The sequence below is a fragment of the Marinobacter sp. genome, assembly GCF_048269445.1.
GTDB lineage: Bacteria > Pseudomonadota > Gammaproteobacteria > Pseudomonadales > Oleiphilaceae > Marinobacter.
Window position 1 is genome coordinate 122,125 of sequence record NZ_JBLXIQ010000001.1, and the last position, 16,944, is coordinate 139,068.

16 protein-coding genes and 1 tRNA gene are annotated in these 16,944 nt (G+C 59.1%); 6 read left to right on the plus strand and 11 right to left on the minus strand.

Translation table 11 applies throughout. The features are described from left to right. Nucleotides 1-4: 4 nt before the first annotated feature. From bfr to ACN0XM_RS00620, 11 genes are all read right to left on the minus strand, one after another. A complete protein-coding gene (bfr, locus tag ACN0XM_RS00570) occupies nucleotides 5-481 on the minus strand; it encodes a bacterioferritin (protein ID WP_417564967.1) in 477 nt (158 codons plus the stop codon). Between the two features lie 89 nt (nucleotides 482-570). Next, nucleotides 571-777, minus strand: coding sequence for a bacterioferritin-associated ferredoxin (locus ACN0XM_RS00575; RefSeq protein WP_417564968.1), 207 nt, complete (start codon nucleotides 775-777; stop codon nucleotides 571-573). A 122-nt stretch (nucleotides 778-899) separates the two neighbouring features. Beyond that, nucleotides 900-2,186, minus strand: a complete 1,287-nt coding sequence (pepQ, locus tag ACN0XM_RS00580) for a Xaa-Pro dipeptidase (RefSeq protein WP_417564969.1) — start codon at nucleotides 2,184-2,186, stop codon at nucleotides 900-902. 1 nt (nucleotide 2,187) lies between these two features. Continuing rightward, entirely contained in the window at nucleotides 2,188-3,093 is a 906-nt protein-coding gene (locus tag ACN0XM_RS00585) for a LysR family transcriptional regulator (RefSeq protein ID WP_417564970.1), read from the minus strand. A gap of 87 nt (nucleotides 3,094-3,180) precedes the next feature. Beyond that, nucleotides 3,181-4,191 (minus strand): ABC transporter ATP-binding protein, encoded by a 1,011-nt coding sequence (locus tag ACN0XM_RS00590; protein ID WP_417564971.1) that lies wholly within the window; start codon nucleotides 4,189-4,191, stop codon nucleotides 3,181-3,183. Continuing rightward, on the minus strand, nucleotides 4,188-5,186 hold the full coding sequence (locus ACN0XM_RS00595; protein WP_417564972.1) for an ABC transporter ATP-binding protein: 999 nt from the start codon (nucleotides 5,184-5,186) through the stop codon (nucleotides 4,188-4,190). Before ACN0XM_RS00595 ends, ACN0XM_RS00590 begins: the two co-directional genes overlap by 4 nt. Before the next feature lie 4 nt (nucleotides 5,187-5,190). After that, the gene (locus ACN0XM_RS00600) at nucleotides 5,191-6,123 is read right to left on the minus strand and encodes an ABC transporter permease (protein WP_417564973.1); all 933 of its coding nucleotides are present in this window, start codon (nucleotides 6,121-6,123) and stop codon (nucleotides 5,191-5,193) included. Continuing rightward, a complete protein-coding gene (locus tag ACN0XM_RS00605; protein WP_417564974.1) occupies nucleotides 6,120-7,169 on the minus strand; it encodes an ABC transporter permease in 1,050 nt (349 codons plus the stop codon). The genes ACN0XM_RS00600 and ACN0XM_RS00605 overlap by 4 nt, the downstream gene beginning before the upstream one ends. Before the next feature lie 92 nt (nucleotides 7,170-7,261). Then, the gene (locus tag ACN0XM_RS00610; RefSeq protein WP_417564975.1) at nucleotides 7,262-8,824 is read right to left on the minus strand and encodes an ABC transporter substrate-binding protein; all 1,563 of its coding nucleotides are present in this window, start codon (nucleotides 8,822-8,824) and stop codon (nucleotides 7,262-7,264) included. 156 nt (nucleotides 8,825-8,980) lie between these two features. Further along, nucleotides 8,981-9,676: an LrgB family protein gene (locus tag ACN0XM_RS00615; protein ID WP_417565499.1), complete on the minus strand. Its 696-nt coding sequence runs from the start codon at nucleotides 9,674-9,676 to the stop codon at nucleotides 8,981-8,983. Nucleotides 9,677-9,695: 19 nt separating this feature from the next. Next, complete coding sequence (locus ACN0XM_RS00620) at nucleotides 9,696-10,055, minus strand: CidA/LrgA family protein (protein ID WP_417564976.1); 360 nt, start codon at nucleotides 10,053-10,055, stop codon at nucleotides 9,696-9,698. A 75-nt stretch (nucleotides 10,056-10,130) separates the two neighbouring features. Here ACN0XM_RS00620 and ACN0XM_RS00625 point away from each other — a divergent pair, with 75 nt between their 5' ends. From ACN0XM_RS00625 to ACN0XM_RS00650, 6 genes are all read left to right on the plus strand, one after another. Next, on the plus strand, nucleotides 10,131-10,673 hold the full coding sequence (locus tag ACN0XM_RS00625; RefSeq protein WP_417564977.1) for a YaeQ family protein: 543 nt from the start codon (nucleotides 10,131-10,133) through the stop codon (nucleotides 10,671-10,673). A 168-nt stretch (nucleotides 10,674-10,841) separates the two neighbouring features. After that, on the plus strand, nucleotides 10,842-12,026 hold the full coding sequence (locus ACN0XM_RS00630) for a thiamine pyrophosphate-dependent dehydrogenase E1 component subunit alpha (RefSeq protein WP_417564978.1): 1,185 nt from the start codon (nucleotides 10,842-10,844) through the stop codon (nucleotides 12,024-12,026). Between the two features lies 1 nt (nucleotide 12,027). Then, complete coding sequence (locus ACN0XM_RS00635) at nucleotides 12,028-13,005, plus strand: alpha-ketoacid dehydrogenase subunit beta (protein ID WP_417564979.1); 978 nt, start codon at nucleotides 12,028-12,030, stop codon at nucleotides 13,003-13,005. Nucleotides 13,006-13,031: 26 nt separating this feature from the next. Further along, nucleotides 13,032-14,630, plus strand: a complete 1,599-nt coding sequence (locus ACN0XM_RS00640; protein ID WP_417564980.1) for a dihydrolipoyllysine-residue acetyltransferase — start codon at nucleotides 13,032-13,034, stop codon at nucleotides 14,628-14,630. A 9-nt stretch (nucleotides 14,631-14,639) separates the two neighbouring features. Continuing rightward, entirely contained in the window at nucleotides 14,640-16,484 is a 1,845-nt protein-coding gene (locus ACN0XM_RS00645) for a protein kinase domain-containing protein (protein ID WP_417564981.1), read from the plus strand. Between the two features lie 100 nt (nucleotides 16,485-16,584). After that, a tRNA-Arg gene (locus ACN0XM_RS00650) sits at nucleotides 16,585-16,661 on the plus strand. Nucleotides 16,662-16,944 lie beyond the last annotated feature (283 nt).

Sequence of the window (16,944 nt, forward strand, 5' to 3'; positions counted from 1 at the left end):
TGCTTTACTCCGAAGCGGATGATTGAAGCTGGATGTAGTTCTGAATACCCATCTGAGTGATCATTTCCAGCTGGGTTTCCAGCCAGTCGATGTGCTCTTCTTCACTGTCAAGGATAGTGCGGAACAGCTCACGGCTGGTGAAGTCCTGAACCTGCTCGCAATAGAGAATGGCTTCCTTCAGGTCAGTGTGGGCGATCTGCTCCAGTTTGAGGTCGCAAGAGATCATTTCCTCGACGTTTTCGCCGATTAGCAGTTTGTTGAGGTCCTGGAGGTTGGGCAATCCTTCGAGAAACAGGACCCGCTCGATAAGCTGGTCGGCATGCTTCATTTCATCGATGGATTCTTCGTATTCCTTGGCGGCCAGCTTGGTGATACCCCAGTCCTTATACATCCGGGAATGGAGAAAATACTGATTGATGGCGGTCAGCTCGTTGGCGAGGACCTTGTTAAGATACTGAATGACTTTCTTGTCGCCTTTCATACGGTGGCTCCCTGGTGGCCGGGTTTATCAGCCTTTTAGGATAGCCCCTTATCGGACGAGAGAAAAATACAGTCAGGCAATGGGAGTGGTCAGGCCGGCTGGGCCAGCATATTGGCCAAGGCCAGATAATCCGGTGAACGGCTCTCTCGCAGGATTTCCCGGGCAGTGCAGGCGCAGCGGCCGCACTGGGTACCAACGCCCAGTTCTTTTCCCAGCTGGCGCATGGAAGAGACACCGTTATCGGCGGCTTCGCGAATTTCCCGGTCAGTGACTCCGTGGCACAGGCAAACGTACATAATCGTGACTCACCAATGACGTTAAAGGTTAGTGATAATTATTGTCATTAGCATCCCATAATGCAACCCCATTGGCTTAATTTTGTGCAATGGAGGATTCTGCGCGCTGGAGCGTTACAGGCTTAAGGCGTCCGGGTCAGATTCCGGCCTCCAGTCTCGGTGACCACCACATTGTCCTCAATGCGGATGCCGCCACAGCCTCGCAACAGGTTCAGCAGCTCCCGGTTCAGATACCGCTCTGACTCCCCCGCCAGCACGGGCTCCAGTAATGACGGAATGAAATAGAGGCCGGGTTCGATGGTCACTACCATTCCGGGCTCCAGAGTGCGTGTCAGGCGAAGGAACGGCGCATCCTCCGGCGCAGGAGTCGGTTTGCCGGCAACGTCATGAACCTGGACGCCCAGAAAGTGGCCAATACCGTGGGGAAAGAAAGCCCGGGTAATGCCCCGCTCCACGATGTCCTGATCTTCCAGCCCCGTCACCAGACCGGTGGCTGACAGTAAAGCGGCAATGCCCTGGTGGGCCTTACGGTGGATATCAATGTAGTCCACTCCGGGCGCCACCATGTCGCACAGCCGAAGCTGGAGCCGCTCAAGCCCGTGAATCACGGCGGCGAAGTGCGATTCGCCCGGCCCGGCCGTGGTGCGGGTGACGTCGGAGCAATAACCCCGGAACCGGACACCGGCGTCGATCAGCAAGCTGCGGGAATGGCCCGGGGGCTGGGTGTCGTAGTACTGATAGTGCAGCGTTCCGGCGTGATCATTCAGCCCGATGATGCTGTGATACGGCGCATCGGCTTCCCGTTGCCCGGTGGCCCGCTGGTAGGCGAGGCTGATGCCAAATTCGCTCTCACCAGCGACAAAAGCATCCCGGGCCGCACCATGGCCTGCGAGCGCCAGGGTATTGGCATGGGCCAGGCAGTCGATCTCGTAAGCGGTCTTGCGCACCCGGGTTTCGTCCAGAGTCCGGAGCAGGCCGTCCGGATTGCGTTCGCCCACCGCTGCACCAAGCAGGGCCGGATCACCAATTACCGCCAGGCGAGCCGGATCATTCAGCAATGGCGCTTCAGGCGACTGGCTGCGGCGAACCTCGATAAAGGTCTGCCAGGGCTCTTCCGGCAACGGACGATTGGCGTGCCAGAAATCCACCGGCTGGTACAACCACAAGACCGGCTTTTGGCCGGCCCGTATCCACAGCCAGCAGTGCTCTCGACCGGTCAGCCCGGTCCAGTGCAGGAACGGGCCATAGCCCTGAAAATGCCAGGCCTGATCGTCACCATAGCGGTATGGTGCGGCGCCAGAGGCGATCAGCAGGCTATCGAAGCCATGGTCTGCCAGGGCCGATTCATACCGGGTCTGAAGTTCTTTCACGTGATCCAGCTGTAGCGACAGCAGGGCATCATCAGGCATATCAGATTTCCAATTGTTGCCAGAGGGTTATCAGGTCGTCCGAGCGGGCATCCCGCAGGCGGATCAGGCGAATTTCCAGGGGCACATCCCAGTGTTCATCGCCGGCGCGCACCAGGCTGCCAAATTGCTCGCTTTTTTCCGTCATGCGTTTTGGCAGCCAGCCCATGCCAAAGCCTTGTTTGACCAGGGCTTTGATACTGGCCGACTGGGTATTCTCGTTCAGGGGCAGCAGGTGGGCCGTCAGATTTTGCCGCGCCAGGTACCCCTCAATGGCGGACTGGAGAAACCCGCGATTGTGATAGGCAATCAATGGTGCCGGCTGCGCCTGGCTGCCCGGCAGAGCGAAACGGGGATGACCCTCTTCGTCCACCACACTTACTGGCACCAGGGACTCCCGGGCCAGCACCAGCCACTCGAACCTGTCCCCGGTCAGCCGGCTCCCCCAGGGCAGGTCCGGATGCCAGTAACACAGCACCAGATCGCATTCCCCATTTTCCAGAGCGTCCAGAAACTGCTCGCCGACCCAGCTGGTGGCCTTAAGGTTGAGCTGGAGGCGCTCTGCTATCCCGGCATCCCTGGCCCAGCCCTGGTAAAAATGGGAGAACAGCCCCTGGGTAGAGCCGACACTGATACGTGCCGACGCCTCGGCCTCAAGGGCAGCGATTCGGTCCTTCGTGTCCCGTACATCCCGGGTAATTCGTTCACAAAATTCGAGAAACAGTTCACCAGCAGGGGTCAGCGACAACGGCAGGGTCTGGCGGTTCACCAGTATGCTGCCCATGGACTCCTCCAGCAGCCTGATCCGGCGGCTGAACGTAGGCTGGCTCACGTGCTGCATTTCAGCTGCACGTGAGAAATGGCGCGTACGGGCAAGCGCCAGGAAATCGTCCAGCCAGCGTACTTCCATAGAATCCCCTGGGGTCGGGTGGGTTAGCTAAGGTTGTTATCGATTCGGGTTTGACTGCTGGCATCATAGCCCATGGCAGCACACCCGTTACAACCGCCCCTCTTCCACGGCGTGGCAGGCCACCTGATTGCTACCATCGGTGGTGATCAGCCCGGGCACTTCCTGCCGGCAACGCTCGTTGGCGTAGGGGCAGCGGCCATGAAACACACAACCGGAAGGCAGGTTTACCGGCGTGGGCACCTCGCCCTTCAGGCGAATGTGGTTGGGCCGGTCATCCTCAAGTTTCGGAATCGCCGACAGCAGGGCCTGGGTGTAGGGATGCCGGGGCGTCGCAAACAAAGTCTTGGTGTCCGCCAGCTCACACACCCGGCCCAGATACATTACCGCCACCCGGGTGCCGAAATGCTCCACCACCGCCAGGTCGTGGGTGATGAACAGGTACGTCAGCCCCCGACTCTCCTGGGCGTCCATCAACAGATTCAGCACCTGGGCCTGGATAGACACGTCCAGGGCGGAAATCGGCTCGTCCGCGACGATGAACTCCGGATCCACCGCCAGTGCCCGGGCAATGGCTATTCGCTGGCGCTGGCCGCCGGAAAACTCATGGCCGAAGCGGCTGCCCCAGTCCGGATCGATACCCACCGAATGCATCACTTCGTGAATCTTGTCTCGCACCTGGGTCGTCGACCAGTCCGGATGGTGGAAACGGATCGGCTCTTCCAGCGTCTGCTGGATGGTCATGCGCGGATTCAGGGACGCATAGGGATTCTGGAAAATCATCTGCATCTTGCGCCGGTACGGCAGCGATGCCTTGCGCTCCAGGTTGTCGATGCGCTGGCCATCATAATGGATCTCACCAGCGCTGGGGGAAAGCAGCCCCATCACGGTACGGGCCACGGTGGACTTGCCGCAGCCGGACTCGCCCACCACGCAGAGGGCTTCGCCCCGCTGCACCTCCAGGTCGACGCCGTTGATGGCGTGCACCGCTTCCTTTTTTCGGCGGAAGCGGCCACCCTCGAAGGTTATCTGTTCCAGCAGGCTGCCGGAGAGGTCAAAGCGCTTCTCCAGCCCGCGAATACTTACCAACGGGGAGGTCATGATTCGGCCTCCTGCATGCGTTTCTCCTGTTCAATCAGGTCGGCGACTTCGTAACAGGCCACATCGACATTGCCCGAGCGGACATAGTCCGGCATCGAGTGTCGGCACTGCTCGGTGGCGAAGTTGCAGCGGGGATGGAATGGGCAGCCCGTGGGCACATTCTTCAGGGACGGCATGGAACCGGGAATCTGGAACAGGCGCGCGCCCGGCTCGCCCAGCTGCGGCAGCGCATTGATCAGGCCCTGGGTGTAGGGATGCTGGGCATCATTGATGATTTCCCGGGTCGGGCCCTGCTCAATGATTCGACCGGAATACATCACCAGCATGCGCTGGGTGACCTGGGAAACCACCCCGAGATCGTGGGTGATCAGCATCAACGCCACGTTCTCCTGCTCACACAGGTCCAGCAGCAGATCCATGATTTCCGCCTGAATGGTCACGTCCAGGGCGGTGGTGGGTTCGTCGGCAACAATGATTTCCGGGTCCAGCAGGAGCGCGATGGCAATAATTACCCGCTGGCGCATACCACCGGAGAGTTCGTGGGGATACTGATCAAGGCGTTTTTCCGGGGACGGAATCTGCACTTTCTGCAGCCGATCGAGGGCAATCGCCCGGGCCTCCTTCTTGCTGATTTTCCGATGCGCCAGGATGGCCTCAACCATCTGGGTACCGATGGTCAACACCGGGTTCAGGGTCATCATCGGGTCCTGGAAAATCATGGCGATGCGGTTGCCACGGATCTTGCGCAACTCCCGTTCACTCATGGCTGCCAGGTCCCGGCCTTCAAACAGGATCTGGCCGCCGGCGATGTAGCCGGGCCTGGCGATCAGGTTAAGGATGGAGAAGGCCGCCACGGACTTACCGGCGCCGGACTCCCCCACCAGGCCCAGCCGCTCGCCCTTGTCGAGACTGAAGCTGATGCCCCGAAGCGCCGTCAGGTCGCCGCCACGCACCGCGAAGCGGACATCAAGGTCTTTTACTTCCAACAGTGCCATGGTGTTACCCCTTGTACAGCCGTGGGTTCATTACATCGCGCAACCAGTCACCCAACAGATTGATGACCAGCACCAGCACCACCAGCACCAGGCCCGGGAGCAGTGTGATCCACCAGGAACCGCTCTGAATGTAATCAAAGCCGGACTTGATCAGAGAGCCCAACGACGGCTGGGTTTCCGGCATGCCCAGACCCAGGAACGACAACGCCGCCTCGGAGATGATGGCGTTGGCGATCTGGACCGTGGCGATCACGAAGATTGGCGACAGGGTATTGGGGAGGATGTGCCGGAACATGATCCGGGGTGTTCCGAAGCCCATCACCTTGGCGGCGTCCACGTACTCTTTTTTCTTCTCCGCCAGCACCGAGGCGCGCACGGTGCGGGCAATCTGTGGCCACTCCGACACACCAATGATAAAAATCAGCATGTAGATGGCGATTTCACCAAACATCAGGTTGCCGAAACTGGCCTTGAACACGGCACCGACAATGATCGCCACCATCAGTGTGGAAAAGGACAACTGCACATCGGCAATGCGCATCAGAATGGCGTCCACCCGACCACCCAGGTAACCCGCGAGCAGGCCAAACAGGATACCAAGCGCCGCCTGCAACACCACGGCACCAAAGCCAATCATCAGCGATACCCGGGTGCCGTAGAGAATCGTTGAGAGCAGGTCCCGGCCCTGGGCGTCGGTGCCCAACGGGAACGCCGGATCGGACCCCGCCAGCCCGGCCGGCGGCAACTCGGAATTCATGATATTGATCTGGGCCAGATCATAGGGGTTGGCAGGCGCCAGCAGGGGGGCAAACACCGCCGCCAGCACCATCAGCATCAACACCACAAAGCTGGCAATGGCCACTTTGTCGCGCTTGAAGCTGTACCAGACAAAGGACTCGCGGAAGCGGTCCCAGGAGGAAGCCGTTGCCGTTGTCATGCTTTCTTACCTGTCAGTTTGACGGTGGGGTTAACAAGACCGTAAATCAGGTCTACCAGCGTGTTGGTAATCACGAAAATCAGGCCCACCACCATCAGGTAGGCCACGATCAGCGGGATGTCACTGCGGGTGATCGCCTCGAGGAACATCAGGCCTACACCCGGCCACTGGAACACGGTCTCGGTGAGAATGGTGTAAGCCACCATGATGCCGATCTGCACCCCACCCACGGTGATCACCGGCAACATGGTGTTCTTGAGGGCGTGCAGAAAGTTGATGCGGCCCGCGCTCAGACCCTTGGCCCGGGCATAGCGGATGTAGTCGCTTTGCAGCACCTCCATCATCTCAGCCCGGATCAGCCGGATAAACAGCGGCAGCATGATCGACGCCAGCGACACCGACGGCAGGATCAGGTGCATCAGTCCGCCTTCACTGAAGAAGCCGGAATGCCAGGTACCGAACAGATGGGTCAGTTCGTCGCCACGACCGTAGGAAGGCAATCCGCCCTCGGTGGAGAAAAAGCCGTTCAGCCACTGCCCCCATCCGGTGTCCTCCGGGAACGCATTCACCGTGACACCGATGGAAAAGAGCTGAATCAGCATGATGGCTGTCAGGAACACCGGAATGGAAATCCCTACCGTGCTGACACCCATGAAAAATTTTGACAGCCAGGCCTGGGGCCGGATTGCTGCATAAACACCGATAGGAACCGAAAACACCACTATGATCAGGCTGGCACCGATCACGAGCTCAAGAGTCGCCGGCAGATGCTCCGCGATCACTGCCAGGGTCGGCTTGCTATAGAAATAGGAGTTGCCCAGATCACCCTGCAGCGCGTTACCGGCAAACCGCAGGTACTGCACCACAACCGGATCATTGAGCCCGAGCTCGTCTCGAAGGGAGTCTCGCTCCTCCTGGGAGACGGACATGCCCACCATCTGCTGAAGCGGATCACCAAGGCCGTCCTGAATGGCAAAGGCGATCACACTGATCACAAACATCACCAGAAACGCCTGGGAAATCCGCTGAACCAAAAACGCTAACATGAAGATTTTACCGGCAGTGAATGTTTAAAGCCTCTCTCCCGTTGCGGGAGAGAGGTTTGGATAGGGGGGCGACAAAGAGCCACCAGTCCCGTTTATTCGACAACCAGGTCACCCAGGTACGGGAAGTTCATGACATTGAGCACCGGCTCAATCTTCACGTTCTCCTTCGAGGCCCAGGCCAGGTCCTGCCAGTGCAGCGGTACGAAGGCGGCATCGTCGTACAGACGCTGCTCCACTTCCTGCAGCATGGCTGCCCGCTTGTCCAGATCTGTCTCCACATTGGCCTTTTTCACCAGGGCGTCGATTTCCGGATTGCAGTAATTACCGGCGTTGTACTGGCCAGAGCCGCTGTCAGCATCCGGGCAGAAGGTCAGGAACTCGTAGAAGTTGGCGGAGTCCTCGGTATCCGCGTGCCAACCAATCATCATCATGTCGCCCGAGCGGTTGTCATACTCCGGCCAGTACTGTGCCTTTGGCAGAGTCTTCAGATCCACCTTGATGTTGATTCGGGCCAGCATGGCGGCTACCGCCTGTGCGATCTTGTCATCGTTCACGTAACGGTTGTTGGGCGCCATCATGGTGATGGTGAAACCGTCCTCGTAGCCCGCTTCCTTCATCAGTGCCTGGGCTTTGGCCACATCAAAACGCGGTTTGAGGGAGTCGTTATATCCCTGGTAACCCCGCGGTGACATCTGAGAGGCCGGAGTGGCAAAGCCCTTCATGATTTTGGCGGCAATGCCTTCCTGATTGATGGCGTAGGCAATGGCTTGGCGAACTTTCGGGTTCTTGAATGCCTCAACCCGTTCCTGATTCATATGGAACAGGATGATTCGAGTGCCGCTCATGGTGACCAGGCTGGAGTCTTCATCCCGCTTGATCCGCTCGAGATCCGTTGGCGGTACCGGTGCAATGAAATCCACACCCCCTGAAAGCAGGGCGGAAACCCGGGTGTTGTTTTCCTTGATCGGCGTCAGAACGATCTTGCCGACGTTGCCGGGGGAGTTGGTATCCCAGTAGTCATCGAATCGCTCGAAGTCGACGCGGACGCCCTGCTGGCGCCCGGTTACCACGTAAGGACCGGTTCCGGACAGGTGCTCGGAGGCATAGGAATTGCCATGTTTGACGATGGCGCTCTTGTCCTTGCCATCTTCGGTTTTGCCGGTGTAGAACTCGCTGTCCAGCGGGAAGATGTAAGTGGCGGTATTGAGCAGCAGAGGATAGGGCTCTTTGGTCACCAGATCGAAGGTATAATCGTCAACAATCTTCAGCTCGCTGAAGGGTTGGAAGATGGCCTTGAAGTCCTGACTTTGCTTCAATCGTTCGAAGGTGAACTTGACGTCCTTGGCCGTCAGGTCGTTGCCAGAGTGAAACTTCACCCCCTCGCGCAGCTTGAAGCGCATGGTTTTTTCATCGATTCGCTCCCAGCTCTCGGCCAGCCGCGGCTCGAAGCCCAGGTCCTTGGTCCAGCGGATCAGCGGATCAAAGGTCATATGGGACAGCTGCAGGATACCGCCAGACAGCTGCTCATGGATGTCGAGGGTCACGGGGTCGGCGTCGTACGCCATCTTCAGTTCCTTGGTTGCCTCGGCGGACAGGGCCGCTGGAGCTGCCGCCAGGGCCATGGAACCGACAAATGCTGCAATCAGTTTTTTCATCGCGTTTTCCGTCGCTGTTTTAGGAATTTTCACGGAACATCGGCGCAGAAGGGCACCGGATGCCTGAACAACAAGCTAGTCTCGGAAAACCCTTACGGCAATCGAAATTGCGACATGACGTTATTCGCCAGGTGAATGACCTGATTTGGCGCAGCCCTAAGTACGGAAAACCAGTGGCAGAATCAGCGCGGTGAACACGCCCGTGAGGCCCATTCCTAGCGAGGCAAATGCACCGGCAGTATGGCTGATCTCAAACGCCCGCGCCGTGCCAATGGCATGGCCGTTCAGACCCAGGGCAAAGCCCAGGATTCGTTCATCCGTTACCGGCAACAAACGGGCGAGCAGGTCAACAAAAAGGGTTGCGACCACGCCGGTAATCAGCAGTCCACCCATCATCAGGGGAACGGAACCACCCAGCTGTTCGGTGATCCCGATGGCAATCGGCGCAGTCACCGACTTGGGCGCCAGCGATGCGAGCACCTCCGGAGTGGCGCCCAGAGCCCAGCCAATCACGACGGCATACACCGCCGCCATGGTAGCGGCGATTGGAAGGGTCACCAGGATGGGGCGCCACATGGCACGGATATGGTGCATCTGCTGATAAAGGGGAATGCCCAGAGCCACGGTGGCAGGGCCGAGCAGCACGGTGAGCCAGTGGGCGCCCTGCCGGTAGCTCTGGTAATCCACCGCCAGGACAGCGATCACCCCGGCCAGAAGTAGTGCCGACAGCACCACGGGTGGCAGCCATAAAGGCCGCCCCACGCGGGAGAACAACCAGTTGCCAGCGAAGAATGCACTCAGGGTTAAACCAATGGCAAGAATCGGCGTGGCTGCGAGAGTACCCGGCAGCATCTGGAGTTGACCAAAGATCTCAGTCACGATCGCCACTCCCTCTGGTCGTCACCAGTTGCATCAACAATAACGTGGTGAGAACACTCAGAAAGGTGCCAACGAGCAAAGCCGTCGCAACCGCCAGCCATTGCCCGGAGAACTGATCCGCTGTGAAAAACACCCCCACGACACCCGGCATGATCAGCAACACCAGTACCGAGATCAGCCCGCGACTGGCCAAGGCCAGATCATCGCTCACGCTGCCTGTCACCATTAGGGTTAAGGTGATGACGACCATGCCCAGAACACCGCCACTGATCGGCAATGAGAAGAGCACCCGAATGGACTCACCAAGGATAAAAAACAGCACCAGGACCAGAAAACCGCGCAACATCGACATGCGTTCACACTCAGCCACGGAAGAATTGCATTACACTAGCCCAAACTGACACCCCGATACCAATGCAGGAAGCTCATGGCGCTCAAAGCAACCATCTTCAAGGCGACTCTCAACATCGCCGATATGGACCGGCACTATTACGCGGACCATCACCTGACCATCGCCCGCCACCCTTCAGAAAACGATGAGCGAATGATGGTCCGGCTGCTCGCGTTTATCCTGAATGCCAGTGAACATCTCGAATTCACCCGTGGCCTCAGCACCGACGACGAGCCGGAGCTCTGGCAAAAAAGCCTGAGCGATGAGATCGAGCTGTGGATAGAGCTGGGTCTGCCAGACGAAAGCCGCCTGCGCAAAGCCTGCAACCGGGCGGACCGGGTCATCCTGTACACCTATGGTGGCCGTGCCGTGCCCCTGTGGTGGGAAAAGCACCAGGGCAAACTGACCCGCTTCCACAACCTCACCATCATCAACCTTCCTCCGGAAGCCACCGAGCCACTTGCCGGTCTGGCGGAACGCGGCATGAATCTGCAGTGCACCATCCAGGACGGAACCGTGAATATCGGCAACGAGAACACCCTTGTCAGCCTGACACCGGAACCACTCTATCCGGACTAAAAAATCTGCCCTTCAGACCTACCAGATTATCGCAGTTTACGTTAAGGTAAACTTTAGCCGATATTAACGAGGGCCACACCAGGCCCCGTCAGCTTGGCTATACTAAAACCAACGACACCCTCACAAGGGGTGTTTTGTTCCTCAGACCACCACCCCAGGAAGAGGATTATGACAACAACAAGAGCCAAAGTTGCTTACTCCCCGGTCTTTACCGACGGTGCGGAGTTCCGTATTCCCACCTTCAAGTTATTGAAGCAGGATGGCTCCCTTTATAAGGGCGCCAAAACACCGGATCTGGATAAAGAAAAGGCCCTGCGCATTTACCGTGCAATGGTCACCACCCGGATTCTTGACGAACGCATGCTCGCCGCCCAGCGACAGGGGCGTCTCAGCTTCTACATGCAATGCACCGGTGAAGAAGCAGCCGTCATCGGCAGCGCCGCAGCACTGGACGACGCCGACATGATCATGGCGCAGTACCGGGAACAAGGCGCCCTGGCGTATCGGGGCTTCTCCATCGATGAATTCATGAACCAGCTGTTCGGCAATGAACTGGACTATGGCAAGGGCCGCCAGATGCCGGTGCACTACGGTTCCAAAAAGCTGAACTACATGACCATCTCATCGCCCCTGGCCACCCAGATCCCCCAAGCCACCGGTTATGCCTACGGCCAGAAACTGGCGGGCGACGGCCACTGCACCATTACCTATTTCGGCGAGGGCGCCGCCTCGGAAGGGGACTTCCACGCCGCCCTGAACATGGCCACCGTGCATCGCGTGCCGGTGATTTTCCTGTGCCGCAACAACGGCTATGCCATTTCCACCCCAGCCACCGAACAGTTTGCCGCCGACGGTGTGGCACCCCGGGCCTATGGCTACAAAATGGATGTGATCCGTGTCGACGGCAACGACATCCTGGCCGTCCACGAGGCCACTAAAGCGGCACGCCGCCTGGCGGTGGAGCATAATCGCCCGGTGTTGATCGAAGCCATGACCTATCGCCTGGCCGCCCATTCCTCGTCCGATGACCCGTCTGGCTACCGCAGCAAGGACGAGGAAGCCGTCTGGCGCGAGAAAGACCCGATCCTGAGAATGCGCCTCTGGCTCGAAAGCAAGAAGTGGTGGAGCGAGGATGACGAGAAGCAGCTGCAGGAAAACATGCGCCGCGAGGTGCTCGAGACCATGAAGCGTGCGCAGAAACGGCCACCGCCGGCGCTTGATACCCTGGTAAGCGATGTCTACGACGAGGTTCCGCCGGCCCTGGCTGAACAGTTCGAAAAGCTCAAGGCACACATCCGCCGCCATCCGGACGAGTATCCGAAGAGTGCCGAACACGCAAAGAGGGAGGCCTGAGATGACCAAGATGAATATGCTCCAGGCCATCAACCATGCCCTCGACACCGCCATGGCCGCCGACGAGCGGGTACTGTGTTTCGGTGAGGATGTGGGCGTCTTCGGCGGGGTTTTCCGCGCCACCAGCAATCTGCAACATAAGTACGGCAAATCGCGCTGTTTTAACACGCCACTGGTAGAGCAAGGCATCATCGGCTTCGCCAACGGCCTGGCGGCGCAAGGTTCCGTGCCGGTGGCCGAGATACAGTTTGCCGACTACATCTTCCCCGCGTTCGATCAGATCGTGAACGAGTCGGCAAAGTTCCGGTATCGCTCCGGCAACCTGTTCAACGTGGGCGGGCTGACCATTCGGGCACCCTATGGCGGCGGCATTGCCGGCGGTCTCTATCACTCGCAATCACCGGAAGCCTACTTTGCCCATACGCCGGGCCTCAAGATCGTGGTCCCGCGCAACCCTCACCAGGCCAAGGGCCTGCTGCTGGCCGCCATCCACGATCAAAACCCCACCCTGTTCTTCGAGCCCAAACGACTCTACCGCGCCTCCGTGGGAGATGTACCGGAAGAAGACTACCGGCTGCCACTGGGCGAGGCCGAAGTGCTTAAGGAGGGGACAGATGTCACCTTACTGGGCTGGGGCGCGCAGATGGAAGTCATTGAACACGCCGTTAAGAAGGCGGAAAACGAAGGCATTTCCTGTGAAGTCATCGACCTGAGAACCATCCTCCCGTGGGATGTGGAAACCGTGGCCAACTCGGTGTTCAAGACCGGGCGGCTGGTGGTTACCCATGAAGCCCCACTGACCGGTGGCTTCGCCGGAGAAATCGCGGCGACGATACAGGAGCGTTGCTTCCTGTACCTGGAGTCCCCAATCGCTCGGGTGACCGGGATGGATACCCCCTTCCCGCTGGTGCTGGAAAAAGAGCACCTGCCCAATTACCTGAAGGTCTATGAAGCCATCAGGTCGAGCGTGGAATTCTAGGTTGATATCAGGACAGGAGAGCAATCATGAGTGATTTTATACTGCCCGATATCGGCGAAGGTATCGTGGAGTGCGAACTGGTCAAATGGCTGGTCAGCGAAGGGGACATTATCGAAGAAGACCAGCCAGTTGCCGAGGTGATGACCGACAAGGCCCTGGTGGAAATTCCGGCGCCCTATAAGGGCCGGGTGGCCCGCCTCTACTATGAGGAAGGCGACATCGCAAAGGTGCACGCCCCGCTGTTCGAGCTGGTGGAGGAAAGTGACAATGATGAACAAACTGCGGAGCCTCAGCCAAAGCCCGCCGATGCGGACACCGCTGCCAGCAACATCCCAGCCGCCCAGCACGCGTCCGGCACCAACAACACAGCCGACGACGTCACTGAAGACTTTATCCTGCCGGATATCGGCGAAGGCATCGTTGAATGTGAAGTGGTGGAATGGCGCGTGGCCGAGGGTGATGAGATCGAGGAAGATCAGCCGGTAGTCGATGTCATGACCGACAAGGCCATGGTCGAGATTACCGCGCCCAAGGCTGGCCGAATCACCAAGCTTTACCATGATCAGCAGGCAATGGCCCGGGTGCACTCCCCGCTGTTCGCGTTTATTCCCCGGGACCGTGAAGAGCCCGCAGAAGCCGGATCAAAGCCAGCACCGGAACCGACGCCGACAACGGCAAAACCGGTCTCAACAGGAAATCGGCAGCGGATTCCCGCAAGTCCCGCTGTGCGCCGTCTGGTAAGGGAGCATGATTTGAACCTGCCGGACATCGACGGTTCCGGCAAGGATGGCCGGGTGCTAAAGGCCGATGTACTGGCCCACCTCGACAAGCCTTCTGCACCTGCACAAGATCAGCAGCGCACCAGCGACTCGCAGCCTGCACGTTCAGGCCGAGCGCGCGGCATGCCGGAACGGGAGCAGGAAATCCGGATAGAACCGATCAAGGGTATGAAAGCGGCGATGGCCCGCAGCATGGTGGCATCGGCAACCACCATCCCACACTTCATCTACAGCGAAGACATCGACGTTACCGACCTGCTGAAACTGCGGGAGCAGCTCAAGCCGGAAGCCGAAGCCCGGGGCTCGCGGCTGACACTGATGCCCTTCATCATGAAGGCCATTGCCCTGGCGGTTCAGGAGTTCCCGGTACTCAACAGCCGTGTCAACGAGGACGTCACGGAGATTCACTACCTGCCCAACTGCAACATCGGGATGGCGGTGGACGGCAAGGCAGGGCTGATGGTTCCCAACGTCAAGAGCGTTGAGAGCCTGACCCTGCTGGGCATTGCTGATGAAGTGGCTCGCCTGACCGAGGCGGCGCGCTCCGGACGTGTCAGGCAGCAAGACCTTAAGGGCGGCACCATCACCATCTCCAACATCGGCGCACTCGGCGGCACCTACGCCTCCCCCATCATCAACGCGCCTGAAGTGGCGATTGTGGCCCTGGGTCGGACCCAGAAGCTGCCTCGCTTCGACGCCAACGGCCAGGTGGTGGAACGGGCCATCATGACCGTGAGCTGGGCGGGGGACCATCGCATCATTGATGGCGGCACCATTGCGCGCTTCTGCAATCGCTGGAAAGGCTATCTGGAATCGCCACAATCGATGCTGCTGCATCTGGGCTGACGGGGCATCATGGCGGAGAAGACACAGCTTCAGCAGTTCTACATTCCTGAAGAGCAATCGATCTACCTGCTCAGCCATGATGATGCCAAGAAGCTCAAGGACTGGGTGGCGCTTTGCGCCGCCCAGCTCCGCCAACTGGGTTACCTGGATATAGAACTGATCGGCAAGGGCGCCTACGGCTTCGTGTTCGCAGGCCGTCTGCCGAGCCCGGACAACACCGGCCCCGAACACGTCTTCAAATTTACCCGCATCAACTTGCCCCAACACCTGCAGGACCGCCTGGAGGACGAAGCCTACATCCTCGAGCAGGTCCGCCACCCCAGGGTGCCCCGGCTGATCGCCTACCAGCGGGCACACAACCAGCCCATCCTGGTAATGGAACGGGCGGCCGGTCTTAACCTGGAAGAAGTCTCTTTGCGTGAGGGCCGCCTCAAGCCACGGGTGGTCATCCGAATTGCCGACCAGCTTGCGGACATCCTGCGCAACCTGCGCCGCGAGAACGGCCCCGCCGGACGACCCATCGTCCATGGTGACATCAAGCCATCCAACCTGGTGTTTGACGCCAGCACCGAGGATATCGCCCTGATCGACTGGGGCTCCTCGGTGTTCGCACAGCTCGATGCCAACCAGCAGTTCCTGACCACCAATGTCATGGAATTGATGTCCGATAACCTGCAACAGACCAATGCCCGGCTGGGGGATGTCTACTTCATTGGCGAGGAGCAACTCAACGGCGGCCTGTCGTCTCCCCGTTTTGATGAACAGGGCGCGGCCGGAACTCTCTATGCGCTGGCTTCCGCCCAGTCATGCCGGTTTGGGCACCAGGCGATGCCCGCCACCTCACTGGGGCTCCCCATGGAGTTCGCCCGCATGCTCGACGGCATGCTGGCCCCGGACCCGGAAACCCGCCGGCAGGCCGGCGACTACTACCTCAGAGAAATGCCGAGGATGGCGCGCACAGTGATGATCGATCTTCCGGAGCCTCCGCCAGTGCCCATGGTGCCAGTCTGGACGCGCCCGTCAGACCACGACATCGACACCGTGGTATACAGTTCCCGCAAATCCTTCCTGCGGCAGGAAGGCGCGCCCGAAACCCTCAACGATGTGAATGATGTACAACTGGACCGCTACTACAAGAATTTCATGCAAGGGATGGGTGAAACAGAAAAAGCCTTCCTGGCCGCCGTCAGCCGGTTGGGGCGGTATCCCGTCGAAGGGGGGCTGGCCGTGCGCTGGGAGAGCGACGGCGTTTATATCGATACGTCCCTGAATCTGCACGACCCGAACCTGAAAACCGCCTTCATCCAGGCCGTCAACAACATGGTTTGCCTTGCCCAGGCCATCTACCGGCAGGGCATCTTCAAGAGCTGCCTGTTCAACGCCCGCAACACCCTGCACATCGACCGCGCCGGACCGGACCTTCCATTCCTGATCGAACCCGGTATGGAACTGCGATATGAGGTCAGTGCGGCGCCGGAAGTGGAGGACGAATCCCGGGTGCATTCCTACTTCGAGGACGGCCCGGACCCGGAGGAATTCCTGGTGCTGCCCCAAACTATCATTAACGCCCTGGAGGCCCTGAATGATATCCACCACACAGGCATGATCATCTTCGAAGCCCTGCCCCGCCACCTCAAGATCCACAGCCACTACCGCTTGCTGGCCCCGGACCGCGAAAGCGAATTTTCCCGGCTGCTCGACGAAATTCTCTCGGCCGTGGACCAGATCACCGGACTGGGCGTCTCCGGCTTCATGAAAATGCCCTACAAGGACACCCGCTTCTTCCCCCACATCGAACGCCTGCCCGAGCGCTACTATCCACGAAATCCCAGAGTGGAGACCGATTCCGCCTGATCGTTATTACGAGCTAAACCAACGCCAACAGGACTGGACAGGACAGGCCATCACACGTAAGATTGCGCACTCGAAATTGATGCAACAGCAACGATTTCAAGCGCCCGTAGCTCAGCTGGATAGAGCGCTGCCCTCCGGAGGCAGAGGTCAGAGGTTCGAATCCTCTCGGGCGCGCCATATTCCACAAAAAAGCCCACGTTCAAGTGGGCTTTTTTGTGGAACTCTGGTTTGCCTGAGGGCAGATGCAGAACCTCCGTTCGACAAATCGCGAACGCGATTTGGGCGCCGCAGCACAGCGAAGGCGGGGCAAAGCCCCGAAGATCGCCATAAGGCGATCTGAGTCCATCCTCTTTTATCAGCCCCTTGAACCAGGCCAAATCGGAACGCAGGTCCTTTTTTTGGCCTGTGCCCAAATGGTGCCTATCATTTTTCAGAGATTAACTTCCAATTTTTTTATCGA

What these genes read in the sequence shown, in the direction of transcription:
- bfr (WP_417564967.1), bottom strand. Translation starts at nt 481, where the DNA reads ATGAAAGGCGACAAGAAAGTCATTCAGTATCTTAACAAGGTCCTCGCC.
- ACN0XM_RS00575 (WP_417564968.1), bottom strand. Translation starts at nt 777, where the DNA reads ATGTACGTTTGCCTGTGCCACGGAGTCACTGACCGGGAAATTCGCGAA.
- pepQ (WP_417564969.1), bottom strand. Translation starts at nt 2,186, where the DNA reads ATGCCTGATGATGCCCTGCTGTCGCTACAGCTGGATCACGTGAAAGAA.
- ACN0XM_RS00585 (WP_417564970.1), bottom strand. Translation starts at nt 3,093, where the DNA reads ATGGAAGTACGCTGGCTGGACGATTTCCTGGCGCTTGCCCGTACGCGC.
- ACN0XM_RS00590 (WP_417564971.1), bottom strand. Translation starts at nt 4,191, where the DNA reads ATGACCTCCCCGTTGGTAAGTATTCGCGGGCTGGAGAAGCGCTTTGAC.
- ACN0XM_RS00595 (WP_417564972.1), bottom strand. Translation starts at nt 5,186, where the DNA reads ATGGCACTGTTGGAAGTAAAAGACCTTGATGTCCGCTTCGCGGTGCGT.
- ACN0XM_RS00600 (WP_417564973.1), bottom strand. Translation starts at nt 6,123, where the DNA reads ATGACAACGGCAACGGCTTCCTCCTGGGACCGCTTCCGCGAGTCCTTT.
- ACN0XM_RS00605 (WP_417564974.1), bottom strand. Translation starts at nt 7,169, where the DNA reads ATGTTAGCGTTTTTGGTTCAGCGGATTTCCCAGGCGTTTCTGGTGATG.
- ACN0XM_RS00610 (WP_417564975.1), bottom strand. Translation starts at nt 8,824, where the DNA reads ATGAAAAAACTGATTGCAGCATTTGTCGGTTCCATGGCCCTGGCGGCA.
- ACN0XM_RS00615 (WP_417565499.1), bottom strand. Translation starts at nt 9,676, where the DNA reads ATGCTGCCGGGTACTCTCGCAGCCACGCCGATTCTTGCCATTGGTTTA.
- ACN0XM_RS00620 (WP_417564976.1), bottom strand. Translation starts at nt 10,055, where the DNA reads ATGTCGATGTTGCGCGGTTTTCTGGTCCTGGTGCTGTTTTTTATCCTT.
- ACN0XM_RS00625 (WP_417564977.1), top strand. Translation starts at nt 10,131, where the DNA reads ATGGCGCTCAAAGCAACCATCTTCAAGGCGACTCTCAACATCGCCGAT.
- ACN0XM_RS00630 (WP_417564978.1), top strand. Translation starts at nt 10,842, where the DNA reads ATGACAACAACAAGAGCCAAAGTTGCTTACTCCCCGGTCTTTACCGAC.
- ACN0XM_RS00635 (WP_417564979.1), top strand. Translation starts at nt 12,028, where the DNA reads ATGACCAAGATGAATATGCTCCAGGCCATCAACCATGCCCTCGACACC.
- ACN0XM_RS00640 (WP_417564980.1), top strand. Translation starts at nt 13,032, where the DNA reads ATGAGTGATTTTATACTGCCCGATATCGGCGAAGGTATCGTGGAGTGC.
- ACN0XM_RS00645 (WP_417564981.1), top strand. Translation starts at nt 14,640, where the DNA reads ATGGCGGAGAAGACACAGCTTCAGCAGTTCTACATTCCTGAAGAGCAA.